The organism is Gordonia aquimaris, from assembly GCF_026262595.1.
In the GTDB taxonomy this organism is placed as follows: Bacteria; Actinomycetota; Actinomycetes; order Mycobacteriales; family Mycobacteriaceae; genus Gordonia; species Gordonia tangerina.
In genome coordinates this window covers 1-26213 of the sequence record NZ_JAPKFM010000017.1, presented here as the reverse complement: position 1 = coordinate 26213, position 26213 = coordinate 1, and the positions used below count along the sequence as shown (strand labels likewise).

Genomic DNA, 26213 nt, shown 5'->3' with positions numbered 1-26213 from the left:
CTATCTGGAGTACTGTAGTACTGGTTTCGTTCCCCCGGAGGTCGTGTCATGCCCGTTGATCGTTTGCTGCCCAGTGATGAAGCGCATGACCTCATCGCCCTGACCAGGGATTTCGCCGACAAGCGGCTTGCGACGATCGTGGACGACCACGAGAAGCAGGAAAAGTACCCCGAGGGCTTGTTCGCCGAGATGGGGGAGGCCGGATTGCTCGGTCTGCCATATCCGGTGGAGTGGGACGGTGGTGGCCAGCCCTACGAGGTCTACCTGCAGGTTCTCGAAGAGCTCGGGGCGCGATGGGCCGCGGTGGCGGTCGCGGTGAGCGTGCACGGGTTGGCCTGCCACCCGCTGTTCCACTACGGCACCGATGAGCAGAAGCAGCGGTGGCTGCCGGACCTGCTCAACGGCAGACTCGTCGGCGCGTACAGTCTCTCGGAACCGCAGGCCGGTTCCGACGCCGCCGCCCTGGCGTGTAAAGCCGAACCCGTCGACGGTGGGTATCGGGTGAACGGGGCAAAGGCGTGGATCACGCACGGCGGAATCGCCGATGTCTACAACCTCTTCGCCCGCACCGGTGAGGGATCCAAAGGGATCAGCTGCTTTCTCGTCGCACGCGATACCGAGGGACTCGGCTTCGGCAAACCCGAGGAGAAAATGGGCCTGCACGCCGTGCCCACCACCTCGGCCACCTACGACGATGCGCTGGTGACTGCGGATCGTCGGCTCGGCGCGGAAGGGGAGGGTCTGCCGATCGCGTTCTCCGCGTTGGACTCCGGACGCCTGGGCATCGCGGCGGTGGCCACCGGTCTGGCACAGTCCGCGCTCGACGCGGCGGTCGAGTACGCCGGAGAGCGAACGGCTTTCGGTCGAAAGATCATCGACCACCAGGGTCTCGGGTTCGTGCTCGCCGACATGGCGGCGGCGGTGGATTCGGCCCGTGCCACCTATCTCGACGCGGCGCGGCGACGCGACGCCGGCCGTCCGTATTCGCGTGCCGCCGCGACCGCCAAGCTCGTCGCCACCGATGCCGCGATGAAGGTCACCACCGACGCCGTGCAGGTGTTCGGCGGCTACGGCTACACCCGGGACTTCCGGGTGGAGCGATTCATGCGGGAGGCCAAGATCACGCAGATCTTCGAGGGCACCAACCAGATTCAACGTCTGGTGATCGCACGCTCGCTGGCCTCCCGCTGAACCGGTCATCTCAGCGGGTCGCATCCGGGTCGTAGCGGAAGGCGCGCCGGTCGGCGGCGGTGAAGCGCCGTAGACACAGCCGAGCGATGAGCCATACCGGCTTCGGTACGTGCGTCCGCACCGACCGGAGATCCCCGCCGTCGAGCCCCTTGATCGCCCATGGGGCCACCCGAAACAAGTCGGTCAGCGACGAGTCTTCACCGAACTTGGCCTCGAGGTCGGTCCATTCCTGGGGCGACAGGTGACGCTGCACCAGCGCCAGCGCGTCCGTTTCCTCATGCGCGAGGTGGGCGATGAGACGATCGTGGGTGCGCCGCAGCGTGTCCGCGAGTTCGAGTCGGGCTGCGTCGTCGGCACCGGCCGCCAGGCGGGCGAAGCCGGCGTCGCCGGCAGCCAACAGCGGATCGATCACGCCGTGTTCTGCCTCCATCTCGGCAAGGGTCTGCTGTTCGGCCGCCGAGCTGCGCGACTCCAGAAGCGGCCAGAGCCACTGATCCTCACCGGTGTGGTGATGGTGCAGGGTGTCGCGGAACAGCGCCCAGCGTTTGTGCAGCGCCTGCCAGGTGGCGTGATCGTCGACGGGTGTGCGGGGCGCGGTTCGGGCGAACTGGTAGAGGTCGCGCCGAAAGGCGTAGTGCATCAAGTACATCATGAACGGGTCGTTCGGTCCGTCCGGGGCGGCGGCCTGTCCGGGCAGTACGACCTGGGTCGGATTGTCGGAACCGGCGAGTTGAGCGGTCATCGGAATGTCCTTTCTTGGTGATGAGCTGAGGGTGCGACACATCGCTAGGGCCACAGTTGTGGTCGGCTTGGCCGACACGATCGAAGGCGCCGCAGGAGGCGTTCAGGTGCGGGTGAGTTGGGGCGTTGCCGCTGACCCGGGTGCCGGGGTCGGGTCGTCGTCGAGCGCGACGTCGATGCGGGGCAGGATGTGGTCCAGCCACGCCGGCAGCCACCAGTTGAACCTGCCGAGCAGACTCATCGTCGCGGGCACCAGCACCATCCGGATCACCGTGGCGTCCAACAGGACCGCCACCGCCATCCCGAGTCCGAGCATCTTGAGCACGATGTCGGTCTCGGTGGCGAAGCTGATGAAGACGGCGACCATGATCGCCGCGGCGGTGGTGATGACCCGACCGGTCTTCGCGAGGCCGGCGATGACCGCTGCGCGGGCGTCGCCGGTGGCCAGCCACTCCTCCCGAATGCGCGACAGCAGAAACACCTCATAGTCCATCGACAAGCCGAACAGGACGGCGAAGATCAGTATCGGTACCCAACTGGACACGGCCACCGGATGATCCACCCCCAGCAGCGACAGGCCCCAACCCCACTGGAAGACCATGGTGATCACTCCGTAGGCGGCGGCCACCGACAACAGGTTCATCAGCGCTGCCTTCACCGGGACCACGACTGACCGGAACAGCACGGTCAGCAGCACCACGGATGCGGCGACGACGAATCCGATCACCACCCACAGGCGTTGCTGCAGCAGAGTGGAGATGTCGTCGAGGTACGCCGTATAGCCGGTCAGGATCGCACCCGCGGGCAGGCTCGAACGGATGTCGTCGAGCACGTCGACGGTCGCTGCGTCGGCGGGGTCGTGGGCGATGGTGACATTGATGATGTCGAGGGCGCCATCGGGTGATGCAGTGGTGGGGGCGACCGCGGTCACACCGTCGACGCGTTCGAGCGACGCGCGCGTGGCGGCCAACTGTGCCGGGGTGACCTCATCGGTGGGCGCGACGATCACCACGTCGGCGTTCGCGCCGGCACCATATTCGGTGGCGAGAAGATCGTGCGCCTTGCGCGTGGTCAACTCGCTCGACTGCGCTCCGGAATCCTGCGGCCAGGTGCGCATCGACATCGCGGGCGCGGCCAGTGCGAGCATCAGGGTCAGCGCGATCAGCACCGCGGCCACCGGCCGCGACCCGACGCGCGCGGCCCAGCGGGCGGTCAGCGGCGGACGTGTCGCGATGGCGTCGTCTACCGGCTCCGTCGACAGCGACCGTGTCTTGCGCGGCACGATGCGTCGCCCGGCCAACCGACACAGGGCCGGTACCAGCACCAGGGTTGCGATCAGCATCGCGATCACGGCGATCGCCGTCGCGAACCCGAACGACGAGTACGTCGGCAGTCCCGCCAGCGGCAGCCCCATCAGCGAGACCAGCACCGTCGTGGCGGCGAACACCGCCGAGCGACCCGCGGTGGCCACCGACCGGGCCGCGGCCTCGATCGGATCGTGGCCACGACGCAGGAACTCCACGTGCCGGCTGACCACCAGCAGCGCGTAGTCGATGCCGACACCCAGGCCGACCATGCTGGCCACCATCGGGGCGGTGGGACTGACGTCGATGGCGGCGGCGAGCACCAGCACACCAGCCGACCCGGCTACCAGGCCGGCGATCGCGGAGAGGATCGGCAGACCGGCCGCGACCACCGAACCGAAAGCGAACACCATGATCAGCAGCGCCAGGGTGATGCCGATGATCTCGGCATGACCCTTGATGGGTGCGGCCGCGGTCTCGGGCAACGAGCCGTTCATCTCCACCTGCACGCCGGCCGCCCGGGTTGGCTCGATGGCGTCGTGGAGGGCGCTCGCGTCCCCCATCAGGTCGGGATCGGTCTCGGGAACGTCGTAGCCCACCGAGATGATCGCGGTGTCACCGTCGGCGCTGAGCCGAGGTTCGGTGACCGTCGCGACATGCGGCATACGTCCGAGCCGTTCGCGTAATTCGGTGGTGGTGGACGAAGACAGGGCGCCGGCATCGGAATGGACGACGACATCGGCGAAGGCGTTGCCCGCCCCGGGGACGTGCTCGCGCAGGAGTTCGATACCGCTGTGCGATTGCGTTCCGGTGACGTCCCAGTTCTCCTGGGTCTGACCGCCGAGGCCCGATGAGGCACCCAGCAGCACGGCGAGGCCGATCACGAAACCGAGGAGAGCGCGGACCGGGTGGGCGGCGCACGCCCGGCCCAACCGGTAGAGGGGGGTGGTCTGCATGGGTCTTCCTTTGTGAGTGCTCGGTCTTGTGCACGGATTCCGCGGTGACACGAGCGAGCAGGTCGGTGGACATCATTAGGGTGGGAGGCATGACTTGTGGACCGCTTGGGCCCGACTTGAGCCGCGGCCCAACTGTCGGCAGATGGGTGCTGAGCTGGTGATTCTCGACGCCAACCCGATCGACCGCGCTATCACCGACGCCGTTGTCGACGCGCGAAACCCGTACGCCACCGATCTCGCGTTGGTCGTCACCGCATTCGGCAGCACGGTGGTGCTCGCGCTGGTGATGATCGCCGCGTCGGTCGGGCTGGTATCGCGGGGCCATCGGCCGGAGGCGCTGCTGGTCGCCGCGGGCTCGGTCGGCGGCTACACGCTCATGGTGGGCATCAAACACCTCGTCGCCCGGCCACGTCCGCCGGTGGCGGACCGTCTGCTGACCATCGACACCTTCTCGTTCCCCTCAGGGCACGCGATGTCCAGCATGGTGGTGTTCGGGCTGCTCGCCGTCGCTGCGCATTGCTGCAGCCCCTGGGTGCGGGCGCACCCGCTGGTGCTGGTCATTGCCCCGCTCGCCTCGGTCGCCATCGGCTGTACCCGGGTGTATCTGGGGGTGCACTGGACCACCGATGTGCTCGCGGGGTGGGTGCTGGGCGCCCTGTGGGTCATGTTGTGTGCGTGGCTTTCTCGACGCTGGAGTGAGCGACGTCAACGGCATCGTCGAATTCGGCCGCGTACGGCGAGGCCGGCGCGTTAACGTCGGGGGCGTGGTTGTGGCCCGTGTCGTCACGACCGGCCGAACTCGGCGAAGGCCGAGACTCGGGTCGGGGAGCGTTCGCTACGGTTGGCCGATGGTGACGGGATGCGGCTCGGACCGAGGAACACCGATGAGGAGGCGACAGTGAGCAGTCAGGTGGCCGGCGCGCGCGACGTGCGTGCCGAGGATGCGTTCGACGTCGAGGTGGTGGCCGAGTGGCTGCGCGAGCACGCCGCCGATTCGTCCGGCTTGGATGCGGTGCCGGCGGTCAAGCAGTTCTCCGGTGGGGCGTCGAACCTGACCTACCTGCTGACGTACCCGACTCGCGAGGTGATCCTGCGTCGGGCGCCGGGCGGCACCAAGGCCAAGGGCGCCCACGACATGGGTCGGGAGTTCCGGATTCAGTCGAAGCTGTCGACCGTGTTGCCTTATATCGCCCCGATGATCGCGTTCTGCGACGATCCCGGGGTCCTCGGGTCCGACTTCTACGCGATGGGCAAGATCGACGGCGTCATCGCGGGCAAGGAGTTCCCGCCCGAGGTGGCCCTCTCGCCGGAGCAGGCCCGCGCGCTGTGCTTCGCCTTCATCGACGTGCTGGTGGAACTGCACTCGGTGGACCCGGAGAAGGCCGGTCTGGCTGATCTGGGCAAGGGCTACGGGTATGTGCGCCGGCAGGTGGACGGGTGGTCGGCGCGTTTCCGCAACGCCCGAACCGACGACGTACCCGACTACGAGGCCGTGATGGCGTGGCTGGCTGACAACCAGCCCGAGGACATCGCCAACTGCGTGATCCACAATGATTTCAAGCTCGACAACGTGGTGCTGTCCAACGACGACCCCACCCGGGTGGTCGGCATCCTGGACTGGGAGATGGCCACGCTCGGCGATCCGTTGATGGACGTCGCCGGGTCGCTCGCGTACTGGGTACAAGCCGACGACGACGACGCGACGCAGGCGATGCGCCGTGTGCCCACCAATCTTCCGGGCATGATCACCCGGGCCGAGTTCGTCGAACGCTATTGCGACCGTATGGGTTTCGACATGACACCGGAGAAATGGCGGTGGTATGAGGCGTTCGGGCATTTCCGGCTCGCGGTGATCGCGCAACAGATCTACTACCGCTACTACCACGGGCAGACCACCAACGAGCGCTTCGGTGCGCTCGGACTCGCGGTGGGCATGGTGGAGGGACGGCTCAACGAGCTCATCGCCCGCTTCTGAGTCGTCGAATTCTGATTGGGGCTCGACGGGTTCGTCGACGAGCGTCGTTGCTCTCATGACCCACGAGTCGTATGTTCAGGTTTCATATATGAAACACGACACGGAATCGGGGGCTGTATGAGTGGCACGCAGATCATGTGGACGGTGATCGGGGTGATCGTCGCGCTGGGTGTCATCGCGCTGGTCGGTTTGGCGATCCTGTATGCGCTGGCCAAACGACCCGACCGTTTCCGGGTGAAGGCGATCGCCCTCGACGACGTCGACAACTACCTCGCGAAACGCGCGTCGTTGGCCGTCACGGTCAAGGCGACGACGCCGTTGTCGCGCCGCGAGGTGTGGGACCGCGTCGCCGAGTCCGCGTACCTGAGCAATCTCCCGCTGGTACGCGGACCGCACTGGATGGAGCTCGGCCGCACGGCCGACGCGTCATTCCCCGTGCGGTCCGGGGAGCGACGGTCGATGTCAGGCACGTTCCTGGCACTGTGCGAGCAGGTCATCGAGGTCGACGAGCGCGAACGTCTCACCCTCACGGGAACCGGCGTCTCGGTGCCGCTCGCAGTGAAGGGCTTCGTCGAGCGCTTCACCATCACTGACGGGGACCGGTCGGGCACCGTCGTCGTCACCTGGGAGATCGCAGGGTCGCCGCGATGGATCGGCTTCCTTCCGTGGCGTTGGACTGCTCCTCTGCTTCGCCCACTCCTCGGCGTTCTACTTCGGCACATACTGCGCCTCACCCCGTTCCGGCGCTCCGACGTTCGGGACGGAACGGCGGCGTGACCCAGATCGCGCTGGTCACCTACCCGGGATTTACCGCGCTCGACCTGATCGGCCCGTACGCGGTCTTGCGCATGCTCCCCGACGCCGACATCCGGTTCGTCTGGCACGAGACCGGGCCGGTCACCACCGATTCCGGGGTCCTGGTGATCGGTGCCACCCACGCGTTTCGTGAGACGCCGCGTCCGGACATCGTGGTGGTCCCCGGCGGCAGCACGTCGGTGATGATCCATGCCGATGATCCCGAGTTGCGCCGGTGGCTGCGGGCCGTCGATGAGTACACCACCTGGACCGCGTCGGTGTGTGCAGGGTCGGTCATCCTCGGTGCCGCGGGGCTGTTGCGCGACCGACGCGCGACATCGCATTGGCAGGCCGTGCAGGCTATGCGCGCTTTCGGCGCGACGCCCAGCGCCGACGAACGCATCGTCGAAGACGGTGACATCGTCACTGCGGCCGGGGTTTCCGCGGGCATCGATCTTGCCCTGTGGATCGCCGAGCGGATCGCGGGTTCCGAACGGGCCAAGGCCATCGCGCTCGCGATCGAGTACGACCCACAGCCGCCGTTCCACTCGGGCAACGTGGCCAACGCATCGGCTGGGACAATCGCTCGCGCGAACGCGATCCCGGCGCGTGACTCGATCACTCTGCCGCACATGTCATCGGGAATAAAGGTGATGTGGCGGGCCGCGATTCGACAGGCGCGCGTGGGTCGGCGACGCCGTCGGCCCGTGTTGCCGACCCGGTGATCGGCTGGCCTCGTCTCAGGGTCTCGAGGGGGGTCATGCGTCGGCGGTGTCGCGCCGTTCGATGAGAAACGACCCGATCTGCGCGGCGACCTCGGCCGGCCGGTCCAGCATCGACAAGACGTAGGCATCATCGATTTCCGCATACCGGCAGCGAGGAATGAGTTCGGCGAGTCGGTGACCGTGCTCGGGCGGCATCACTCGATTGTCGGGCGACCACAACACCAACGCCGGTCCGTCGAAGCCCGACAAGGCCTCGGTGTCACGGACAAGCCCGCGCTTGTCGAATGTCGACGCCGCATACTTCTCCAGGTCGCGGCGCACGCCGGGGATCGTCAGCGACGGTTCGGTCCATCGGCGCACGAGGTCGTCGGACAGGTCGCGTCGAACCATCCAGCCGAAGAGTAGTGGTGTCCGTCGAACGAATCCGATCCGCAGCTGGCGGGCGGCGAGGGTGATGCCGCCCGGCAGGTGGGAGGCGAGAGTCGCCATCCGCCCCGGCAGTCCCGGCGGAAAGTTGTCGAACGCCTCGCACGGGAGAATGACGATGGCGCCGACACGCTCGTCGCGGCCGATCGCAGTGAGAAACAGTCCGCCTCCCCAATCCGCGTGGACGAGCGTCGCGTCGCGCAGGTCGAGGGCGTCGAGGAAATCGGCGAGGAGATGCGCCATCCCCATGAGCGTGAGGTCGGCGTCGGGAGCCATGGGTCGGCGGTGTCCACCGAGCGGCAGAACCGGACAGATGTAGCGAAATCCGTTCGGCAGCAGCGGCAACGTCGCGTCCCACAGCGACTCGTCCATGAACAGGCCGTGCAGCAGGACGACGGGCGGGCCGTCGCCGACCTCGGTGTACTCGACCGGACCTGCTGTGAGATGCACCTGACCCATGATGATCCTCCCTCACTAGAACGGACGCTCTAGAATGATCACTCTAGAGCAACTATTCTAGAATGGCCAGATGCAGACGGATGAGCGGATCGCGGTGTCGATGGCGGAGCTACTGCGGCGGCAGGGGTACGCGGCGACAGGGATCAAGCAGGTCGTCGACGCGTCCGGGGCGCCGATCGGCTCGGTGTATCACCATTTCCCGGGCGGGAAGCGCGCCGTCGCGGCGACGGCTCTGCGGCAGTCGGGGGCCGCATACGGCGAGCTCGTCGCGTCGTTGCTGGCGCCGCACGAGGACATCGCCGACGGCATCGAGTTCGCTTTCGCGGCCGCGGCCGAGGACATCGAACAGACCGACTGGGCCAACATGTGTCCGGTGGGCACGGTGGCCGGGGAAGTCGCCGACGTGGAACCGGAGTTGCGTCAGGTTGCTGCCGAAGTGTTCGATGCGTGGATCACCAACGGCGCTGAGTTGTTTCGTGCCCGCGGACTCGGCGATGACGACGCCCGCGCCTTGATCGTCGCGGTGATCGCGGCGCTCGAGGGGGCGTTCGTCATGGCACGGACCATGCGGTCGTCCGAGCCGTTGACCGCGGCGGGACGCGGTGTCGCGGCGTACGCACGCACGCTGCGATCGGTCGGGGTCAGATCCGGCTGAGGTACTCGCCGAGCTTCTCGGGAACCAGCAGAGATGGCAGCGCGAAGCGCAATTGCGCGGCGATGTAGGCGTCGAGTCCGTAATCGGGTGCGAAATGCCAATGCTTGAGCGCCCACCCGTGTGCCAGCATCATCAGGTCGAACACGGCGAGGTCGACGTCCACCGACGACATCAGGCCCTCATCGATGGCGGCGGTCATTGCGTCGCGCATCGGGGCCGAAGTCTGCACCTCGAGTTCCTTGATGCGGTCGCGGCCGGCGGCATCGAGTGTGCGGCTCTCCCGATAGGTGAGCACGACGGCATCCCGGTTCTCGTCGACGATCGTCGTGTACTGGCGGAACCCGGCGATCAGCTGCATCACCGGGTCGTCGCCGGCGGTGTCCATGGCGGGTTGTAGCTGGTCGCGAAAGGCCTCGAGGATGTCGACGATGGCGGCCAGCAGGATGTCTTCTTTGGACCCGAAGTATTTGTAGAACAGGCCCACGCTGACCTGGGCCTCGTCCGCGAGGGCCTGCATCGACATCTGGTGGAATCCGGTCCGACCCATCACCACGACCGCGGCGTCGAGCAGCTGACGGCGCCGCGACGATGCGCGCACTGCGCGCACCGCTTCGGCGACATCGACCGATGTGGTGGTTCCTGAGCTCCTCGTCACGGCTGTCATCGTCTCAAATGCCCAGATCCTTGGCGACGATGGACTTCATGATCTCGGTGGTCCCGCCGTAGATCGTCTGGATACGGGCATCGACGAAAGCCCTCGCCACCTGGTATTCGCGCATGTAACCGTATCCGCCATGCAACTGCAGGCAACGGTCGGCGACCCGCACCTGCAGCTCGGTTGCCCACCACTTGAGTTTCGCGGCGCGTGCCGCGCTCAGCGTGCCGGCGATGTGCTCGGCGATGCAGTCGTCGAGGAAGGTGCGGGCGATGTCGAGTTCGGTGGCGAGTTCGGCCAACATGAACTGGGTGTTCTGGAACGACGAGATCGGCGACCCGAACGCGGTGCGCTCTTTCACGTAGTCCACCGTGCGGGCGAACGTGCCTTCGGCAGCGGCGACCGCGCCGACCGCCAGGGACAGCCGTTCTTGGGGAAGGTTGTGCACGAGTTGGTAGAAGCCCTGGCCTTCCTCATCGAGGCGGTCGGATACCGGGACTCGCATGTCGGTGAAGGTCAGCTCGCTGGTGTCCTGGGCGTGCAACCCGATCTTGTCGAGCTTGCGTCCCCGCTGGAAGCCCGGAGTGTCGGCGTCGACGACGAGCAGGGTCAGGCCCTTGTGCTTGTCGGCCGAGGTTCGGGTGGCGACGACGAACAGATCGCCGTTGCGGCCGTTGGAGATGAAGGTCTTCGAGCCGTTGACGACGTAGTGGTCGCCGTCGCGGACCGCGGTGGTCCGGATGCCGGTCAGGTCGCTGCCCGCACCCGGCTCGGTCATCGCGATGCCCAGGACGGTGTCGCCGGAGACCACGCCGGGCAACCATCGGGCCTTCTGCTCGTCGTCGGTCATCTCGACGAGGTAGGGGAGAACGACATCGTTCTGCAGGGAAAAGGCGATGGCCTCCGCGGCCGCACCGGTGGTCGCGGTCTCCTCGATGACGATGGCGTGATAGCGGAAATCGTCGACACCCGGTCCGCCGAATCTCTCCGGCACCGGGAAGCCGAGCAGCCCGTTCTTGCCGGCCTCGGTGAACAGGCTGCGATCCCACAGTCCGGCGTCCTCCCAGCTCTCGTGGGCGGGGGTGATCTGCTCGGCGACGAACTTGGCAACGGTCTCGCGGAAGTGTTTGTGCTCGATGTCGTGGGTCAATGCAGTCATGTGTCGTGTCCTGGTGTGTTTGTGGTGGCAGGGGTCTCGATACGCGGCGGGTTCGCTGCGCTCACTCGCCGCTGCTCGACCAGCGACAAAGGTGCGCCGCTTCGGTTGCCGCTACTCGACCAGCGGTAAAGGTGCGGCGCTTCGGTTGCCGCAACTTGATCCACGGAGTAGTCCGAGCCTCGGCCATCCGCTGGTTGAGTAGTCCGAGCCGCTAGGCGAGGACGTATCGAAACCAGGTGACGCTCCATGATTCCGATCCCCTGACCTCTCACCCAGCGTGTGACGCCGTCGGCGTCACGAAGTCGCCGGCGGTCATCTCGGTTGCCGCGGATTCAGTTGCCTTGTAGTGCAGTTTCTTCCCGGTCGCCGAGACGGGGAGCGAATCGACGAACCGGTAGGCGCGGGGCCGCTTGAACTGCGAGAGCATCGGGTGGCTGCGGCAGTAGTCGTCGAGCTGCTCCGCGGTCGGCGATGCCCCTTCCGCCGGGAGGACATAGGCGACCACCAGTCGGCCCCAACGTTTATCGGGAACACCCACGACCAGCGAGTCGGCCACGTCGGGGTGGCCGTTGAGCGCTTCCTCGACCTGCACGGGGTGCACGTTCTCGCCGCCGGAGATCAGCATGTCGTCCTTGCGGCCGACGATGGTGACGAACTCGTCGGTGTCCCAAGTGGCGAGGTCGCCGATATGCAGCCAGCTGCCGCGATATTTGGCCTTTTCCTGTGCCGGTGAATCATAATAGGCAGCAGCACATTTCGGTGAACGGATGATCACCTCGCCGACCTCAATACCGTCACGGGCGACTACCTCGTCGGGGCTCGCGAGTTTTCCGTCGTCGCGCACCTTGACCACCCGCACCTCGTCGTCGACGCAGGCGCGTCCGGCCGTTCCGGCGTGGTCGGGCAGATCTGTTGGCCGCAGGAAGGTGTTCCAGAACCCCTCGGTGCTGCCGTACCCGTTGAAGATCCGCGGCGTCAGCACGTGCTGATAGTGCAGGGCGGCATCACGTTCCAGCGGTGCGCCCATGGTGACGATGCCCTTGAGGCTGGAGAGGTCTCGTGGATTCGCCTGCTGGGCGTTGGCGAGCATGGCGAGATTGGTAGGGGCACCGATCAGGAAGCTCAGCGCGTAGCGCTCCACCCAGTCGAGCGTGCGTTCTGGATCGAAGGTGCGCATCGGTAGCAGCGATGAGCCCAGGTAGAACGTCGGATTCGGGCCAGCGCAGTACAGCCCACCCCGGTGAAACCACGGTGTCATGTTCAACGTCCGGTCCTCCGGTGACAGCGGAAAGTGCATGATCACGTCGTGCGCCGAGAAGATCTCGATGGCACTGTTCATCGGCACCGCCTTGGGCATTCCCGTGGTGCCGGACGTGTACAGGCGAGTCGTCTCGTCGTAGATCGACGGACTCGGCGCGGGCGCCGCCGCGTCCGAGCGCAGGTCATCGAACCGGATCGACACCGGGCCGTCGACCAACTGGCCGTCGCCCACACCGACGAGCACGTACGGGGTGTGCCGGGCGAGCGAGATCGCTTCGGTCACCGTCGCGGTCAGGTCGGTGTCGTAGACGTAGATCGTCGGCCGGCTGATGTCGAGGATCACAGCGGTCTCCCCGGCAGCGAGACGGAAATTGACCGGTGAGCCGACCGTTGCGGCCGCCTGCGTGGCGAGATACAGCTGCGCGAACTCGGGTCCGTTGAACAACTGATAAGCCACCACATCGCCCTCGTCTACGCCGCGGGCACGCAGTCCGGCGGCGAGAGAATCAACGCTTCGGCCGAGGTCGGCGTAGGTCCAGGTGGTGTCGGTGACCGGGTCGATCATCGCGACCGCACCGGCATACCGGGTGACGTTACGGCGAAAGCCATTCAGGTAGGTGAACTCGTTCTCGAAGAAGCTCCGGTACTGGTGGGCGTCGTAGACGTAGCTCTGGGAGTCGTTGGTGCTCATGGCAGATCTCCGATGATCCGGGGGAGGTGGTTGGCCGCTCAGCCGGCCATGGTGAGTCCGCCGCTGACGCTGATCACCTGACCGGTGATGAACGATGCTGCGGCCGACGCGAAGAACAGGACCGGTGCCGCGACTTCGTCCGGGCGGGCCAGGCGACGGAACGGGATCGCCTTGACCAGAGCCTCTTTCAGCTTGTCCGACTGTGCCTGGAACAGGGGAGTGTCGGTGGGGCCGGGGCAGACGGCGTTCACCGTGATCTGGTGGCGTGCCATCTCGCGCGCCAACGACTTGGACAGCGCGATGACGCCGCCCTTGGCGCCCGCGTAGATCGATTCGCCCGAACTGCCGACACGACCGGCGTCGGAGGCGAGGTTGATCACGCGTCCGCCCTGCCAGCCGTCGCCCTTGGCTGCCTCGACCATGCCGGGCAGGAACGCGCTGGCCATGTGGACCGGGCCGAGGTAATTGATGGCGACCACCTTCTCGGCGAACTCTGTTGTCGCGTTGAGGAACTGGTCGGTTCGGTCCCAGCCGGCGGCGTTGACCAGGATGTCGGGTACACCAACCTCCGCGTGGACCGCGTCGCGCAGTGCATCGACAGTGGTGCGGTCGGCGACGTCGACGCTCATCGGCACGATCGTCGTGTTCTGTTCGGCGGTCTGCTTGGCAGCGTCGAGGTTCAGGTCGGCGGCCACGACGGTGGTGCCCTGCTCGGCGAAAGCCAGGGCGATGGCCCGTCCGATACCTGATCCGGCGCCGGTGACGACCGCGATGTTGGTGCTGCTCATGGTGTGTCCTTGTCGGTCGGGTTGTTCAGAGTCGATCGTGTGGCTCAGGCACCGACGTACTTGTTGAAGTCCGGCACGCGCTTCTCGGCGAAGGCGGTGGCGCCCTCGAGGCCCTCGGGGGAGTGGGTGAACAGATCCAGCGCGCTCATCGCCATGTTCGACAGGCCCGCCTGGTGGTCGGTGTCGGCGTTGAAGCTCTGCTTGAGGAACTTGATGGTGGTGGGAGACTTCTCCGCGATCTCGGCGGCGACCTTCTTGGCCTCGTCGAGCAGGTCGGCGGCCGGGACCACCCAGTTCACCAGGCCCCAGCGCTCAGCGGTTTCCGCGTCGTACTGGCGGCAGAGGTACCAGATCTCGCGGGCGCGCTTCTCGCCGACAATGCGGGCGAGGAACGCCGAGCCGAACCCGGCGTCGAACGAACCGACCTTGGGGCCGGACTGGCCGAAGCGGGCGGTGTCGGCGGCGATGGTGAGGTCGCACAGTACGTGCAGCACGTGCCCGCCGCCGATGGCCAAGCCGTTGACGGCCGCGATCACCGGCTTGGGGATGTCGCGGATGGTCTTGTGCAGGTTCCCGATCTCGAACATGCCGCTCTCGGAGGGTCCGTAGTCACCGGTCTCCGCGCGTTGCTTCACGTCGCCGCCGGTGCAGAACGCCTTCTCGCCGGCACCGGTCAGGATCACCGCCTGCACGTCGCGGTCGGCCCAGGCGCGCCGGAATGCGTTGATCATCTCCTCGACCGTCGTGGCCCGAAAGGCGTTGTAGCGCTGTGGTCGATTCATCGTGATGATCGCGGTCGGTCCCTCGACGGTGTACTCGATGTCCTCGTAGTTCATGAACTCCAACTCCTTCCATCGGCGCGGTTCGTGACCGCACTCTCATAGTGAGTGAACGTACACTCACTCTTTGAGACGTGTCAAGGGGTGATTGTTGCCGGCTGCGTATTGACGCAGCCGCAGCCATGGGAAACACATGTTTCCCATGGCTGACAGATCGTTTGATCCGCAGGGTGTCGAGCCCTTCGTCGGCGCTGCGGGACTTCCGGGGGTCCTCCGAATCCGCTGCGCCGCAACGCAAGCACCATAGGGCATGGGCTGTAGACAGCGTCGAAGACGACGGGTATTTCGGTCGTCGGTCACTGTCATGGACGATCCTCGGCGCTACGCCCGTGCCGCTGATGATTGCGCAGGTCACCAATCTCCTCGAGGCACCCCATGTCGATTTTCAATCGGTGATGCTCGATCATGATCCGCTGTACCCGACGAACCGGAAGAAGCAGCGAGCCTGGCGCGGCGATCCGGCAACAAAAGGGGGTCGGATAACCGACAGGCTGCGGCGGACCGTCGTCGGTCCGTTACCGATCATTTTCGGCGACCGCGAGACGGCCCGGCGATGCGCCGACAGGCTTGTCGCGTACCACCGCCCGATGCAGGGAATCAACAGCGACGACGGCGAGATGTACTCAGCGGTCGACCCCGACACCATGTTGTTCGCGTCCGTCACCATCGCGCACGGGGCTGTCCTTGCATACGAACGATTCGTGTTTCGGGACAGGCGGTTCCCGCGCCGGTTGCCCGAGTGCGATCGGGACCAGTTCTTCGCCGAAACCGCAGAACTCGCGGTCCTCATGGGTGTCCCCAGGGATCGGATACCGGTTACGGCGCGAGATGTCGCCCACTACTATCGCTCGCAGTCGTCCAAATACCGCAAGCGGCAGGGTTATTTCGCTAGTCAGCTACGTACGGCCAAGAGCCAGTTCAGGCTGACAGATGCCGACACGGCCGGCACCATGGCCGCCGACCTCCTGCTGGTGGGAACAACGTTTCTGGCCTATGGCGCGATTCCGCGTCCATGCCGACGCCTGCACCGCATTCCGCGCATCGCCGATCCGCTACTGGATCTGCTCTATCTGGCCTCTCTGCCTGCGTTCGCCCTGCTCCACGTCGGTCGACTCGGTCCGCGGTTGGTTGATGCATTCATCGGAGAGGACAACGCAGAAGCCATCCGGCGGTCGTAGCTCGCTTGCTGAGCGACTCGAGCATCGCGGAACCCGGATCGCAGTGGCAACCAGCGTCGCCTGGCTGCAACCCATCGACCTCAGCGTGCATGATTGGCTCATGGACGAGCCGATTGTCTGGCGCGGTCAAACCATGGACGACCGTTCCGCGGAACGCCGAGCGCAGCTTCTCGACGTGGGTTTCGACATGATCGGAACCCACGGCGCACCGAGCGTGACGCTCCGGGCGGTGTGTCGGGAGGCGGGCCTGAGTCCGCGCTACTTTTACGAGAGCTTCGCCGATCGAGAGGAGCTGCTCACAGCGGTGTACGACCACGCCGAGGCGGGTCTTCTCGCGCGGTTGGTCCCGGCGAACGAGGCCGCGCCGAAGCTGTCGATCCGCGAGATCATCGACATATGCGCCGAGTATTTCGAAGAAGACCCGCGTCGAGCGCGCACTCTGTTGCGAGAGCCGTTGTCGGATGACGTTTTACGGAGTCCATCAAGCCGGTCGGTCGCCGGCGTTCCTGAGCGCAATCATCCCCGCGCTGGGGGGCGTGGACGATAAGCTGCTTCCACGTGACTCGACCGAATTGTCGGTGTTGGCCGCGGCGCTCGCGGGTGTGTCGATCTCGCTCTACCTCGAATGGCTCGATGGGCGAATCGAATTGAAGCGCGACGAACTCGCCGAGATGGCCGACCGACTCGTCACAGCGATCGCCGAAGTGGTTACCACGCGCGGCGAAGGCGGTTGACGCTACGTGTTGCGCCGCCGCCGTGTCATCGCCGAATGCGTCGTCTCCGAGTTGAGTGCGGGCGCCGGTAGCGGGGTGAATCTCCGGTCGTCGCTGCGGATTCCGTCCAGAAAGAATGTCAGGTAGCGCTCGTAAACCGCCGGCGCCACGTCACGCGTGCTGTCGATTATTGGTGCCATTGCCGACTGGATGAAGGTCACGTCGGTCGGCTCGAAGTCCTCGCGGACCACGCCGGCATCCTTTGCTCGGCGTACCAACTCGACGATCAATGGGGCGATGCGGACACGGACGTCGTTGATCCTGGCGTCGCCGAGGGTGGGGTCGTCGAGGATCTGGTGCAGGCCGCGGTCGCCGAACTGCATCTTCAGGGTGCGTCGGAGGTAGCCGGCGAGCGCCGTCCACGGGTCCGGCTCGTCGAGAGCTTCGCGTGCCACTGCTTCGACGGCTTGTAGTCGCTCTTCGAAAAGGGTGTCGATGACCTCTTCCTTGTTGGCGAAACGACGGTACGCGGTACCCACCCCGACGCCTGCGTGATGGGCGATGTCGTTCAGGGTGACGCCGAGTCCCTTCTCGGCAAACAGCTCCCGAGCCGCGTCCAGCAATCGCTCGCGGTTGATCGATGCATCCTTGCGCAGCGGTCGGGAGGAGTGCGCTTTCGTCATACAGCCACTGTAGCAGTGAAGCGGATTGACGGTATCCGCTTATTCGCATACGGTAGTAACCGGATGAACGATATCCGTTAAGTCGTGAGGAGAATGGCATGAAGTACACGCGGAGTGGCGGACAAACCGGCGCCGGACCCGAGGCGTGGTTCACCGGAACGGTTCAGATCGATGGCATCCGCAACCCGGACGAGCAGTCGGCGATCGGCTGCGCCCACGTCCGCTTCGCGCCGGGTGCCCGCACCGCCTGGCACCACCATCCGAAAGGTCAGACGCTGTATGTCACGGACGGGATCGGACTGGTCGCCACCCGTGAGGGCGGTGTTCAGGAGATCCGTCCCGGCGATGTCGTTTACATCGAGCCGGGCGAGGAACACTGGCACGGGGCCACCCCGGATCGCTTCATGGCGCATGTGGCGACGCAGGAAGCCGACGAGAGCGGCGAGGTTGTCACGTGGCTCGACCACGTCACCGACGCCGAGTACACAGCCTGACGCGAACAGAGAACAGGAGCGAAAAGCCATGATCTTCAACGAGACCTACACACTGGCCAACGACGTGCAGATCCCCAAGCTCGGTCTGGGCACCTGGTTCATCGACGACGACAAGGCTGCGCAAGCCGTCCGGTCGGCCATCGACATCGGTTACCGCAACATCGACACCGCCCAGGCCTACGGCAACGAACGCGGCGTCGGCGAAGGGGTGCGCACGAGCGGCGTCGCCCGCGGCGACCTGTTTGTCTCTACCAAGCTCGCCGCCGAGATCAAGGACCATGCGGAGGCAGCGGCGGCGATCGATGACTCACTGCGCACGATGGGCCTCGACTACATCGATCTGATGCTGATCCACAGCCCGCAGCCGTGGGCCGACTGGCGTGGAGGCGACTACGCCGAGGGCAACCTCGAGGCGTGGCGTGCGCTTGAGGAGGCGCACCAGGCCGGCAAGCTGCGCGCGATCGGTGTGTCGAACTTCCAGGCAAGCGACCTCGACAACATCCTTGCCAAGGGCACCATCGCCCCGCACGTGAATCAGATCCTCGTGCACGCGGGCAACACCCCGGTAGGCCTGATCGACTACTGCGAACAGAAGAACATCCTGGTCGAGGCGTACTCGCCGATCGGGCACGGTGAGGTGCTCAAGAATGACGAGGTTGCGGCAATTGCACAGCGCTACGAGGTGAGTGTGCCGCAGTTGTGCATCCGCTACACCCTGCAGCTGGGAGCGGTGTCGCTACCAAAGACTGCCAACCCCGAGCACATGCGTAGCAACGCGCAGGTCGACTTCACCATCTCCGATGAGGACATGGCCACCCTGCGCACCATGCGGATCGAGGACTACGGAGATGCCGCCGCGTTCCCGGTGTTCAGCGGCGTGTGACCCTCACGTCCGCGTGCCCGTCAGGTTATGGCCGCAGTTTCAGGTTCCGGCTTGGAGCCAGAACTGCGGCCGGAACCTGTAGCTGCGGCCAGAACTTTCGGCGGGTCAGTCCAGACTCTCGGCGGGTCAGTCCAGACCCTCGGGGCGTCAGTCGAGGCCCTGCTGGGCCGTTCGGTCACCGCGGCGCACGGCCGCGCGTTGGATCGCGACGATCGTCGTCCCTAGGACCCCGACCGCGAGCCCGACCAGACACACTGCGAGCGTGCGATCGCCGCCCCATCCGCCGATCCACACCACTACCGTGGCGACGAGCCACGCGACCATGCCGACGATGATCACCGGTTCGGGGGCGCGCAACGCGCGGGGGAGTTCCGGGATGTCTCGTGCGTCGGCCATGGCTTCAGAGTAACTTTCGACTGTGCCCACCGATCCGTCGAGCGAGCCCAGCACAGCGTCGACAGAACAAGGGTCGCCAGAACCCGCACATTCGTCGACATCATCCGACACTTCGCCCAGCGCTTCCGAACCGGCGCCGAGGGCGACCAACCCGGCGGCTGTGGAACCCGATCGGCCGCCGAGTGAACCGACCGGTGGCGTCGACCGCTTCTTCAAGATCAGTGAACGGGGATCGTCACTGACCCGCGAGGTCCGCGGCGGACTCGTCAGCTTCTTCACGATGGCCTACATCATCGTGCTCAACCCGATCATCATCGGCGGCATCCCCGGTGAACCGAAGAACGCCGACGTTCTGGGTAACGTGCTGCCGCTGGTCCAGGTCGCGGCGGTCACCGCGCTGGTCGCCGGTGTCATGTCGATCATCTTCGGGCTGGTCGCCAACTACCCGTTCGCCATCGCCACCGGGCTCGGCATCAACAGCCTCCTGGCGGTCACCATTGCACCGCAGGTGACCTGGCCCGAAGCGATGGGCCTGGTCGTCATCGACGGCATCATCATCGTGCTGCTGGCCGTCACCGGATTCCGCACCGCGGTGTTCAACGCGGTGCCGCCCGAACTCAAGGCCGCGATCGCCGCCGGCATCGGCGCGTTCATCGCCTTCATCGGTTTCGTCGACGCGGGATTCGTGCGGCGCGTCCCAGATGCCGCGAACACCACGGTGCCGGTGCAGCTGGGCACCGACAACTCGATCAACACCGTCCCCACACTGATCTTCTGCATCGGGGTACTCCTGATGGGAGTGCTCGTCGTCCGCCGAGTGCCCGGTGGTCTGCTGATCGGGATCGTCATCACGACCGTCCTCTCGATCATCCTGGAAGCAACCCTCGACCTCGGGTCCAGTGCGGTCAACCCGGACGGCTGGAGTCTGTCGATTCCACAGATCCCTGACGGGCTCGGCGGCCTGCCCGATCTCGCGCTGGTCGGTGATGTCGACCTGTTCGGTGCGTTCACACGTATCGGTGTGCTCGCCGCCTCGGTCCTCGTGTTCACCCTGGTGCTCTCGAACTTCTTTGACGCGATGGGCACGATGACGGGCCTCGGCAAAGAAGCCGGCCTGTCCGACGCCAAGGGCAACCTGCCCGGTGTGGGCAAGGCGCTGGTCGTCGAGGGCACTGGCGCCATCGCCGGCGGCGTCGCATCCTCGTCGTCGAACACGGTGTTCGTCGAATCGGCCTCCGGCATCGCCGAAGGCGCCCGCACCGGCCTGGCCAATGTCGTTACCGGCGGTCTGTTCCTGCTGGCCATGTTCTTGACGCCGCTGTACGAGATCGTGCCGCTCGAAGCCGTCGCACCCGCGCTGGTGGTGGTGGGTGCCATGATGATCGGCCAGCTCACCACGGTCGACTTCACCAAGTTCTACTACGCGCTGCCGGCGTTCCTGACCGTGGTGATCATGCCGTTCACCTATTCCATCGCCAACGGCATCGGCGTCGGGTTCATCAGCTGGGTGGTCCTCAATGCGGCGGCCGGACGAGCGCGGTCGGTGCATCCGCTGCTGTGGATCATCGCCGCGGTGTTTCTCGCCTACTTCGCGCGCGGACCGATCTACGACCTCGTCGGATGAGCGCGGTCAGCCCCGTTGTGTACGTCGTTGGTACGACAACGCCGGTTCGCATTCGCAAAAACTGACGTTAACCCGTTGCAAGACCGCGGAAGTGAATTACGCTTAGCGTTGGGAACCACGTGGTCTCAGATTTGACTCGCTCGGAACGGACACGGCGGCATGACGATCTCACAGCTCACTCGCGAAGACACCATCCTCTCGGACCGGACGCTGTCTGGGGAATTGTCGCTGGCGGTGGTCCGACTCGCCAGACGGCTGCGCGGCAGGCGCGCCAGCAAGGTCGTCTCGCTGACACAGCTCTCCGCGCTGCACACACTGCACCACGAGGGTCCGATGACTCCTGGCGCCCTGGCCCTGGCCGAACGGGTGCAGCCGCCCTCGATGACCCGGGTCATCGCCTCGCTGTCCGACCTGGGCATGGTCAAACGCGAGCCGCATCCCACCGACGGGCGGCAGGCGATCGTGACGCTGTCGCAGAAGGGCAGCGATGTGATCACCGCCGAGCGTGATGCGCGGGAGGAGTGGCTCAGTGCGCGCCTCGACGAACTCACACCCGAGGAGCGCTTAACCCTCGCGGCCGTCGTGCCGATCATCAACAAGGTCATCACCAGCGACGATGATCGCTGAGTGAATCCCGACCAGCGGGCCGCGCTACCAGTTGCGGACAGCTAGAAAAAGGTGCCCGAGTACGGTGCCCGATCGGTGGCGAAAGCGCGGTCGAACGCCCGCAACGTTGCCGCGTCCGCAGCCCACACTCGTTCGGCGGCGGCGAGCGTGCGCGCCGGGGTCCCGCCGAGGAACACCGACCCCAACGCCGAGATGTCCATGCGGATCGTCGGCGCCGACGTACTCGGGGTGACCGTCGCCGCACCGTCACGCACGGACAGGTCGAACACACCGCCCCGGCCGCGGAACTCGTCGGTGACCTCGAGGACCACATCCAGATCGGCGGAGTAGGTGCGTGATTGCAACGCACGCTCGACCTCGAGGATGCGCAGCCACATCTTGTCGTGCACCCCGGTCACCGACACCGCCCGGTGATCGGTGAGCTTTTCCGGCAACGGGTCGTCGGCGGGAATCGATGCGGTCACCGAGGACATCAGGTCCAGGCCGACCAGGACCCGCCACAGATCGGTGTGTGCCGCCTCGGTCACGGCGACCACCTCCGAGATGTCACCCCGCGCGGGCTCCACCGAGGTGTTGATCCGGTAGCTGGCGTAACCGTCGGCATGCAGCAGGTAATGCAGGCCGCTGGTCTGCGCGGGCCGCTGCGATCGGCGGTCGGCGAGAATCGGCTCCCACCAGGACGCCGGGCGGCTCAGTGCGCCGGGCCGCGTCGCCGCCCATCGAGCATGGATCTCGGGAACTCGGCGAGCCACGTCCTCACCGGAGGCGTAGTTCACCGGCGAGATGTGCTTGTCGGCCCGATGCCGCATCTTCGCGGCCCCGAGATCGATCGAGACGTCGTGCGCATGACAGGCGGGTCCGAACCCGAAGCGTTCGTAGATGGTCGCCTCGCTGGCGGTGAGGATGGCGAACACCTGATCCTCGGATTCCCACTGGTCGAACAGCTCGGTGATCATCGTGCGCAGGATGCCCCGCCGACGATGGGTGGCCGCGACCGACACCCACGACAAACCGGCCGCAGGCGTCTGGCCGCCGCCGGGCACCGTCATCGCCATCCGGTAGAACATCGACACGCCCACCAGCGGCGCCCCCACCAGTCCCTGCGGGTCACGGACCAGCACGACGTCGCGGTTGTCGACCTTGCCGCGCAAGTCGGCCTGCTCTGCCGCCGACAGCGGATCGGTCATCAGGAACGCCCGGGCATCCGTCGCGAAGATCTCGTCCCAATCGGCGTCGGTGGCACGCGCCAGGGTGAGATCGGACGAGGTGGCTTGCGAGATACTCACCGGTCAACCGTTTCACAGTGCGGGTTTGTGCGAGCGATCAGCCCCGCCTTTCCCGATCAGGCCGGCGGGCCACCGCCGGCGACGACGGCCCGGGTTGGCAGACTGGTCACGTGTCCAGCATCTGTGTCGACGTGATCGACATCGACGACCCCGCCGACCAGCGCGTCGATGACTTCCGTGACCTCAATTCCGTCGACCGACGACCCGATCTCCCTGCCCTGCCGGGCGGGCGCGTCGGCAAGGGGCTGGTGATCGCCGAGGGCGTGTTGGTGGCGCAGCGGATGATCGCCTCCCGGTTCACCCCGCACGCCTTCCTCGGCGTCGACAAGCGGCTCGGCGAGCTCACTGATGCTCTCACCGTCCCGTCGGTGCAGGGGGTGCCGTTCTATCGGGCATCAGCAGAGGTGATGGCCGAGGTGGTGGGATTTCACCTCAACCGCGGCGTGCTGGGTGCAGCTCGGCGTCCCGACGCGCTGTCGGTGGGTGAGGCGATCGAATCGGCACAGACGGTCGCCGTCCTCGAGGGCGTCAACGACCACGAAAACATCGGCAGCATCTTCCGCAACGCGGCCGGACTCGGCGTGGATGCGGTTCTGTTCGGGGCCGGATGTGCCGACCCGCTCTATCGCCGCTGTGTGCGAGTCTCGATGGGTCACGCGCTGCTGGTGCCCTTCGCCCGGTTCGACGACTGGCCGCGCGGGCTGTCGGTGTTGCGCGACAACGACTTCCGGACCATTTCCCTGACCCCGGGAGAGGGGTCGAAACCGCTGTCGGAGACCGTTGACGCCCCCAAGGTGGCATTCCTCGTCGGCGCGGAGGGCCCGGGGTTGTCCGAAACCATCATGCGAGCCAGTGATGTGCGCGCCCGTATCCCGATGAGCCGCGGCACCGATTCACTCAACGTGGCCACGGCCGCGGCGATCGCGTTTTACGAGCGTGAACGCTCGCTGACGACCTGAGGTCGACAGGCGAGCGTGCTCGGGGATCACGATGCGGTGCGGGGGCTTCCGCGCAGTTGCGAGCGGCGTCGGGAACAATGAGGCGATGAGGTCGGACGAACATGACGAGTCCCGGTGGCGCAGGTCGCGGCTCGTCCGTCGACCGGGCGCGGGTCCACGAACCAGCGATGGCCCGATGGTCGATGATCGGGTTGTCGACGAGCCGACACCTTGGGTGCTGGGGCTGCTGGTGACCCTGATCAGCGCGGTGTTCGCGACGTTGCTCCTCGTCGGCGTCTACGAACTGATCGGGTCGCTGGTGACCTGGCTCGGCTTGGCTGCGGTGCTCGTCGTCGCGCTCGGGATGGGGTGGACGTTGTGGGACCTGCGCGAACGCCCGGTATGGCGCTGGATCGTCTGGGGTGCGCTGATCGGCCTGCTGGCCGGCCTCGGGTCGTCGATTGTGCTGTTGGCGCTGGGGCGTTGACCACCGGCGCCCGGCAACCGGGTCAGCCGAAGCCGAAGTAGCGCGCGAGGCGCCCGCGGCGTTTGGGTGGCGGCGCGGGCGATCCTGACGCCGCGTCTGCGCCGTCGTCGGCCACGGCACTGCCCGAGACGGTCAGATTGCCCTGGTATCGAGCCCAGTCCTCCTCGGCAGGAACATAGTCGGCGGGGTGAATCGCGAACGCGGTGACCGGGATTCGGGCTGGATCGAGATCGGTGTCGGCCAGCGGGGTGGTGAACCGGAAGCCCAGCCATTCCCGGTTGGCCTGTTCGGCGAGTTCTTGCGGATGGAACGGCAGCGCGAGCGGTTCGGCGGGTACCCCCGGCGCATAGCGAAGGGGGTGTTCGCCCGCCCAGAACGGCCGCTCGAACGGGTAGGGCAGGCCGGAGTCCTCGAAGATCGTCACCGGGTCGGCCGCGAAGGACCGGCGCAGCTCGCCGTGCTCCCACCGGGCGAAGGCTCCGGCCGACCGGTCGGGGTCGGTGACCAGCAGCGTCGCGGCCGAACTGGGCCGGATCGACGCCAGTGTCCGGGTCAGCGTGGACGGTTCGGTGGTGTCGAAGAGAGAACAGCACAACACCGACAAACGTCCATACCAGCCGGCATAGACATGCGCGTCGGCCGCAGCGGCCGCAGTGGCGAGATCGGTGTCGGCGACGGGGACCAGCACCCGGTCGCCGTAGATCGTCGCGGCGAGTTTCTGCGCGGCGACCACATCGTTGAGGGGATCGGCGGACAGTTGTGCGATGGGATCGTCACTGTCGATGAACCACAGAGTGACTGCGCGGGCCGACACGTCAGCGATCAGCCGTTGCCGTTGCTGCGGACGCCGAGCAGAACGTCCTCCCACGCAGGCACCGCGGGCTTGCGGGACCGACGGCGGGGCTTGCCGTTCGTCGCCGCATCGTCGGTGGCCTGCTCACCGGATGCGGTGGTGACCGCCGAGTCCGGCTCGCGGTCGTCGCCGGATTGATCGGTCGAACCGGAGGGTGTCGAGTCGGAGTCTGGCGTGCCGAAGTCGATGGCAACTGTCCCATGCTCGTCGTGGCTCGGCGGGATCTGGCCCGTTCGCGTGCGCTGTGCATCGATGAGTCGGTCGGCGTCGAAGGTGACCTCGTCGTGGCCTTCGGGCTCGTGCTCGACCGCGGGTGTCGGCGCGAGGTCGGGGGTGGCAACCGGGGTCAACCGCCGACGCGGCGTGATCATCTCGGGATGGGTGAGCTCGTCGGCGAGGTCGTCGAGCGGGTCGGCGGTGCCGCCATGGCTACCCGGTTGAAACCGCCAGTGCGCATGGTTGTCGGTGCGGCCGACATGCCACGACACCTGGACGACCCAGTAGCCGTCGTCGCCCTTCCAGGCATCCCAGTCCACGTCCTGGTTGTTGTGACCCAGCGCGGTCATGGCCTCACCGACCACCTCGCCGAGGGTGGAGACAGCAGGGCCGTCTTCGCGGATCGGGTGGGCCATCGAGGCGAGTTCGGTGGCGCGGGCGCGCTCGAGCAGAACCGGGTGGGCGAAGCGTTCGACTTTGTCGACGGGTACGCCGGCCAGCGCCGCGACCTCGGCGACGGTGGCGCCCGCGCGGATGCGTGCCTGGATCTCTCGGGGCCGTAGTGTGCTTTCCATTTCGATCTCGATCTGCCCCAATCGTGAGATGTCGCCGCGTGCTGCGGCCCGGAGCCGTTCATCGGCGGCCATCCGGTACTTCTCACCCGACTCGGGATCCTGACAGATCACATGGGTGCCGTCGGCCTCCACGCCGACGACGCGAAGCTCACGCATCTGCTCCTCCTCCGGTGACCACGAGTGCGGGCATTGGGGTCAGGTTAATCCAGACCTCGCCTGCCGAACTGTCTGACACGCGGTAAAACCGCAGATCAGCAAGGTTGTGGCAGATGTTACCCATGGGGCACAGGCTACAGGTGATAACAGGGATACTCACGGTCTGTGAGCTCCGGCCGACCGGCGACCGCCAGCCCCGCCGGTGGGCGCGCCTCCCCGCCGGTGGGCCGCGCCTCCCCGCCGGTGGGCCGCCGCTCTCCCTGCTGGTCGAGTAGTTGCCGAGCCGCTAGGCGAGGCAACGTATCGAGACCCGGCGCGATGCAAGGGATCTCGATACGCCCGCTCGCCTAGCGGCTCGCGGGCTACTCGATCAGCGGGACGGTGGCTCGCGGGCTACTCGATCAGCCGGACGGTGGCTCGCGGGCTACTCGATCAGCGGGACGGTGGCTCGCGGGCTACCCGATCAGCGGGACGGTGGCTCGCGG

Annotated in this window: 28 protein-coding genes; 15 read left to right on the top strand and 13 right to left on the bottom strand. The window is 66.4% G+C overall.

Annotated features, from left to right (window positions below; genetic code table 11):
• The first annotated feature begins 48 nt into the window (after nt 1-48).
• A complete protein-coding gene (locus tag OSB52_RS15760) occupies nt 49-1191 on the top strand; it encodes an acyl-CoA dehydrogenase family protein (RefSeq protein WP_266062654.1) in 1143 nt (380 codons plus the stop codon).
• A 10-nt stretch (nt 1192-1201) separates the two neighbouring features.
• On the opposite strand, the gene OSB52_RS15755 is transcribed toward OSB52_RS15760, so the two are convergent.
• Complete coding sequence (locus OSB52_RS15755) at nt 1202-1933, bottom strand: hemerythrin domain-containing protein (protein WP_266062653.1); 732 nt, start codon at nt 1931-1933, stop codon at nt 1202-1204.
• A 102-nt stretch (nt 1934-2035) separates the two neighbouring features.
• Nucleotides 2036-4192 carry an MMPL family transporter gene (locus OSB52_RS15750; protein ID WP_266062652.1) on the bottom strand — a complete coding sequence of 719 codons (2157 nt, stop codon included), beginning with the start codon at nt 4190-4192 and terminating at the stop codon, nt 2036-2038.
• A gap of 142 nt (nt 4193-4334) precedes the next feature.
• Between OSB52_RS15750 and OSB52_RS15745 the strand changes: the two genes are divergently transcribed.
• The 4 genes from OSB52_RS15745 to OSB52_RS15730 all read left to right on the top strand — a co-directional run bounded on the left by OSB52_RS15745 (nt 4335) and on the right by OSB52_RS15730 (nt 7687).
• Complete coding sequence (locus OSB52_RS15745; protein WP_266062651.1) at nt 4335-4946, top strand: phosphatase PAP2 family protein; 612 nt, start codon at nt 4335-4337, stop codon at nt 4944-4946.
• A 144-nt stretch (nt 4947-5090) separates the two neighbouring features.
• The gene (locus tag OSB52_RS15740) at nt 5091-6167 is read left to right on the top strand and encodes a phosphotransferase family protein (protein WP_266062650.1); all 1077 of its coding nucleotides are present in this window, start codon (nt 5091-5093) and stop codon (nt 6165-6167) included.
• A gap of 117 nt (nt 6168-6284) precedes the next feature.
• On the top strand, nt 6285-6944 hold the full coding sequence (locus OSB52_RS15735; protein ID WP_266062649.1) for a hypothetical protein: 660 nt from the start codon (nt 6285-6287) through the stop codon (nt 6942-6944).
• Nucleotides 6941-7687 (top strand): DJ-1/PfpI family protein, encoded by a 747-nt coding sequence (locus tag OSB52_RS15730; RefSeq protein ID WP_266062648.1) that lies wholly within the window; start codon nt 6941-6943, stop codon nt 7685-7687. The genes OSB52_RS15735 and OSB52_RS15730 overlap by 4 nt, the downstream gene beginning before the upstream one ends.
• Before the next feature lie 33 nt (nt 7688-7720).
• Here OSB52_RS15730 and OSB52_RS15725 read toward each other — a convergent pair whose 3' ends face one another.
• Complete coding sequence (locus OSB52_RS15725; RefSeq protein WP_266062646.1) at nt 7721-8572, bottom strand: alpha/beta fold hydrolase; 852 nt, start codon at nt 8570-8572, stop codon at nt 7721-7723.
• Nucleotides 8573-8642: 70 nt separating this feature from the next.
• Here OSB52_RS15725 and OSB52_RS15720 point away from each other — a divergent pair, with 70 nt between their 5' ends.
• A complete protein-coding gene (locus tag OSB52_RS15720; RefSeq protein ID WP_266062645.1) occupies nt 8643-9227 on the top strand; it encodes a TetR/AcrR family transcriptional regulator in 585 nt (194 codons plus the stop codon).
• Here OSB52_RS15720 and OSB52_RS15715 read toward each other — a convergent pair.
• The 5 genes from OSB52_RS15715 to OSB52_RS15695 form a co-directional block, all read right to left on the bottom strand.
• A complete protein-coding gene (locus tag OSB52_RS15715; RefSeq protein WP_266062644.1) occupies nt 9214-9891 on the bottom strand; it encodes a TetR/AcrR family transcriptional regulator in 678 nt (225 codons plus the stop codon). The two genes, OSB52_RS15720 and OSB52_RS15715, sit on opposite strands and share 14 nt — an antisense overlap.
• Nucleotides 9892-9895: 4 nt before the next feature.
• Nucleotides 9896-11041, bottom strand: a complete 1146-nt coding sequence (locus tag OSB52_RS15710) for an acyl-CoA dehydrogenase family protein (RefSeq protein WP_266062643.1) — start codon at nt 11039-11041, stop codon at nt 9896-9898.
• A gap of 268 nt (nt 11042-11309) precedes the next feature.
• Complete coding sequence (locus OSB52_RS15705; protein WP_266062642.1) at nt 11310-12992, bottom strand: class I adenylate-forming enzyme family protein; 1683 nt, start codon at nt 12990-12992, stop codon at nt 11310-11312.
• A 38-nt stretch (nt 12993-13030) separates the two neighbouring features.
• On the bottom strand, nt 13031-13780 hold the full coding sequence (locus tag OSB52_RS15700; RefSeq protein ID WP_235725887.1) for an SDR family NAD(P)-dependent oxidoreductase: 750 nt from the start codon (nt 13778-13780) through the stop codon (nt 13031-13033).
• A gap of 44 nt (nt 13781-13824) precedes the next feature.
• Complete coding sequence (locus OSB52_RS15695; protein ID WP_235725888.1) at nt 13825-14616, bottom strand: enoyl-CoA hydratase-related protein; 792 nt, start codon at nt 14614-14616, stop codon at nt 13825-13827.
• A 77-nt stretch (nt 14617-14693) separates the two neighbouring features.
• On the opposite strand from OSB52_RS15695, the gene OSB52_RS15690 reads away from it, so the two are divergent.
• The 3 genes from OSB52_RS15690 to OSB52_RS15680 all read left to right on the top strand — a co-directional run bounded on the left by OSB52_RS15690 (nt 14694) and on the right by OSB52_RS15680 (nt 16531).
• A complete protein-coding gene (locus OSB52_RS15690) occupies nt 14694-15797 on the top strand; it encodes an oxygenase MpaB family protein (protein ID WP_266062641.1) in 1104 nt (367 codons plus the stop codon).
• A 133-nt stretch (nt 15798-15930) separates the two neighbouring features.
• Nucleotides 15931-16344: a TetR/AcrR family transcriptional regulator gene (locus OSB52_RS15685; protein ID WP_266062640.1), complete on the top strand. Its 414-nt coding sequence runs from the start codon at nt 15931-15933 to the stop codon at nt 16342-16344.
• Nucleotides 16334-16531: a hypothetical protein gene (locus OSB52_RS15680; protein ID WP_266062639.1), complete on the top strand. Its 198-nt coding sequence runs from the start codon at nt 16334-16336 to the stop codon at nt 16529-16531. Before OSB52_RS15685 ends, OSB52_RS15680 begins: the two co-directional genes overlap by 11 nt.
• Nucleotides 16532-16533: 2 nt before the next feature.
• Here the strand turns inward: OSB52_RS15680 and OSB52_RS15675 are convergent, their stop codons facing one another.
• Nucleotides 16534-17193, bottom strand: a complete 660-nt coding sequence (locus OSB52_RS15675) for a TetR/AcrR family transcriptional regulator (protein ID WP_266062638.1) — start codon at nt 17191-17193, stop codon at nt 16534-16536.
• 98 nt (nt 17194-17291) lie between these two features.
• Here OSB52_RS15675 and OSB52_RS15670 point away from each other — a divergent pair, with 98 nt between their 5' ends.
• Together OSB52_RS15670 and OSB52_RS15665 are read left to right on the top strand one after the other, a co-directional pair.
• Nucleotides 17292-17687 carry a (R)-mandelonitrile lyase gene (locus OSB52_RS15670; RefSeq protein ID WP_266062637.1) on the top strand — a complete coding sequence of 132 codons (396 nt, stop codon included), beginning with the start codon at nt 17292-17294 and terminating at the stop codon, nt 17685-17687.
• 28 nt (nt 17688-17715) lie between these two features.
• A complete protein-coding gene (locus tag OSB52_RS15665; protein WP_266062636.1) occupies nt 17716-18570 on the top strand; it encodes an aldo/keto reductase in 855 nt (284 codons plus the stop codon).
• 147 nt (nt 18571-18717) lie between these two features.
• Here the strand turns inward: OSB52_RS15665 and OSB52_RS15660 are convergent, their stop codons facing one another.
• Entirely contained in the window at nt 18718-18966 is a 249-nt protein-coding gene (locus OSB52_RS15660) for a DUF2530 domain-containing protein (protein ID WP_266062635.1), read from the bottom strand.
• 160 nt (nt 18967-19126) lie between these two features.
• On the opposite strand from OSB52_RS15660, the gene OSB52_RS15655 reads away from it, so the two are divergent.
• Nucleotides 19127-20590, top strand: coding sequence for an NCS2 family permease (locus tag OSB52_RS15655; protein ID WP_235725895.1), 1464 nt, complete (start codon nt 19127-19129; stop codon nt 20588-20590).
• A gap of 159 nt (nt 20591-20749) precedes the next feature.
• Nucleotides 20750-21217, top strand: a complete 468-nt coding sequence (locus OSB52_RS15650) for a MarR family transcriptional regulator (protein WP_235725896.1) — start codon at nt 20750-20752, stop codon at nt 21215-21217.
• A 41-nt stretch (nt 21218-21258) separates the two neighbouring features.
• Here OSB52_RS15650 and OSB52_RS15645 read toward each other — a convergent pair whose 3' ends face one another.
• Nucleotides 21259-22503, bottom strand: a complete 1245-nt coding sequence (locus OSB52_RS15645; RefSeq protein ID WP_266062634.1) for a GNAT family N-acetyltransferase — start codon at nt 22501-22503, stop codon at nt 21259-21261.
• Between the two features lie 110 nt (nt 22504-22613).
• On the opposite strand from OSB52_RS15645, the gene OSB52_RS15640 reads away from it, so the two are divergent.
• Complete coding sequence (locus OSB52_RS15640) at nt 22614-23462, top strand: TrmH family RNA methyltransferase (RefSeq protein WP_266062633.1); 849 nt, start codon at nt 22614-22616, stop codon at nt 23460-23462.
• Between the two features lie 175 nt (nt 23463-23637).
• Nucleotides 23638-23928 (top strand): DUF2537 domain-containing protein, encoded by a 291-nt coding sequence (locus OSB52_RS15635; protein ID WP_235725902.1) that lies wholly within the window; start codon nt 23638-23640, stop codon nt 23926-23928.
• A 22-nt stretch (nt 23929-23950) separates the two neighbouring features.
• Here the strand turns inward: OSB52_RS15635 and OSB52_RS15630 are convergent, their stop codons facing one another.
• Complete coding sequence (locus tag OSB52_RS15630; protein ID WP_266062712.1) at nt 23951-24742, bottom strand: DUF6928 family protein; 792 nt, start codon at nt 24740-24742, stop codon at nt 23951-23953.
• A gap of 8 nt (nt 24743-24750) precedes the next feature.
• Nucleotides 24751-25728 carry a septation protein SepH gene (sepH, locus tag OSB52_RS15625; protein ID WP_235725899.1) on the bottom strand — a complete coding sequence of 326 codons (978 nt, stop codon included), beginning with the start codon at nt 25726-25728 and terminating at the stop codon, nt 24751-24753.
• Nucleotides 25729-26213: the final 485 nt, after the last annotated feature.

Excerpts from the sequence above, each read along its gene's own strand:
- OSB52_RS15760 (WP_266062654.1), top strand. The coding sequence starts at position 49 with ATGCCCGTTGATCGTTTGCTGCCCAGTGATGAAGCGCATGACCTCATC.
- OSB52_RS15755 (WP_266062653.1), bottom strand. The coding sequence starts at position 1,933 with ATGACCGCTCAACTCGCCGGTTCCGACAATCCGACCCAGGTCGTACTG.
- OSB52_RS15750 (WP_266062652.1), bottom strand. The coding sequence starts at position 4,192 with ATGCAGACCACCCCCCTCTACCGGTTGGGCCGGGCGTGCGCCGCCCAC.
- OSB52_RS15745 (WP_266062651.1), top strand. The coding sequence starts at position 4,335 with ATGGGTGCTGAGCTGGTGATTCTCGACGCCAACCCGATCGACCGCGCT.
- OSB52_RS15735 (WP_266062649.1), top strand. The coding sequence starts at position 6,285 with ATGAGTGGCACGCAGATCATGTGGACGGTGATCGGGGTGATCGTCGCG.
- OSB52_RS15725 (WP_266062646.1), bottom strand. The coding sequence starts at position 8,572 with ATGGGTCAGGTGCATCTCACAGCAGGTCCGGTCGAGTACACCGAGGTC.
- OSB52_RS15720 (WP_266062645.1), top strand. The coding sequence starts at position 8,643 with ATGCAGACGGATGAGCGGATCGCGGTGTCGATGGCGGAGCTACTGCGG.
- OSB52_RS15715 (WP_266062644.1), bottom strand. The coding sequence starts at position 9,891 with ATGACAGCCGTGACGAGGAGCTCAGGAACCACCACATCGGTCGATGTC.
- OSB52_RS15710 (WP_266062643.1), bottom strand. The coding sequence starts at position 11,041 with ATGACTGCATTGACCCACGACATCGAGCACAAACACTTCCGCGAGACC.
- OSB52_RS15705 (WP_266062642.1), bottom strand. The coding sequence starts at position 12,992 with ATGAGCACCAACGACTCCCAGAGCTACGTCTACGACGCCCACCAGTAC.
- OSB52_RS15700 (WP_235725887.1), bottom strand. The coding sequence starts at position 13,780 with ATGAGCAGCACCAACATCGCGGTCGTCACCGGCGCCGGATCAGGTATC.
- OSB52_RS15695 (WP_235725888.1), bottom strand. The coding sequence starts at position 14,616 with ATGAACTACGAGGACATCGAGTACACCGTCGAGGGACCGACCGCGATC.
- OSB52_RS15685 (WP_266062640.1), top strand. The coding sequence starts at position 15,931 with ATGGACGACCGTTCCGCGGAACGCCGAGCGCAGCTTCTCGACGTGGGT.
- OSB52_RS15675 (WP_266062638.1), bottom strand. The coding sequence starts at position 17,193 with ATGACGAAAGCGCACTCCTCCCGACCGCTGCGCAAGGATGCATCGATC.
- OSB52_RS15670 (WP_266062637.1), top strand. The coding sequence starts at position 17,292 with ATGAAGTACACGCGGAGTGGCGGACAAACCGGCGCCGGACCCGAGGCG.
- OSB52_RS15665 (WP_266062636.1), top strand. The coding sequence starts at position 17,716 with ATGATCTTCAACGAGACCTACACACTGGCCAACGACGTGCAGATCCCC.
- OSB52_RS15660 (WP_266062635.1), bottom strand. The coding sequence starts at position 18,966 with ATGGCCGACGCACGAGACATCCCGGAACTCCCCCGCGCGTTGCGCGCC.
- OSB52_RS15650 (WP_235725896.1), top strand. The coding sequence starts at position 20,750 with ATGACGATCTCACAGCTCACTCGCGAAGACACCATCCTCTCGGACCGG.
- OSB52_RS15635 (WP_235725902.1), top strand. The coding sequence starts at position 23,638 with ATGGTCGATGATCGGGTTGTCGACGAGCCGACACCTTGGGTGCTGGGG.
- sepH (WP_235725899.1), bottom strand. The coding sequence starts at position 25,728 with ATGCGTGAGCTTCGCGTCGTCGGCGTGGAGGCCGACGGCACCCATGTG.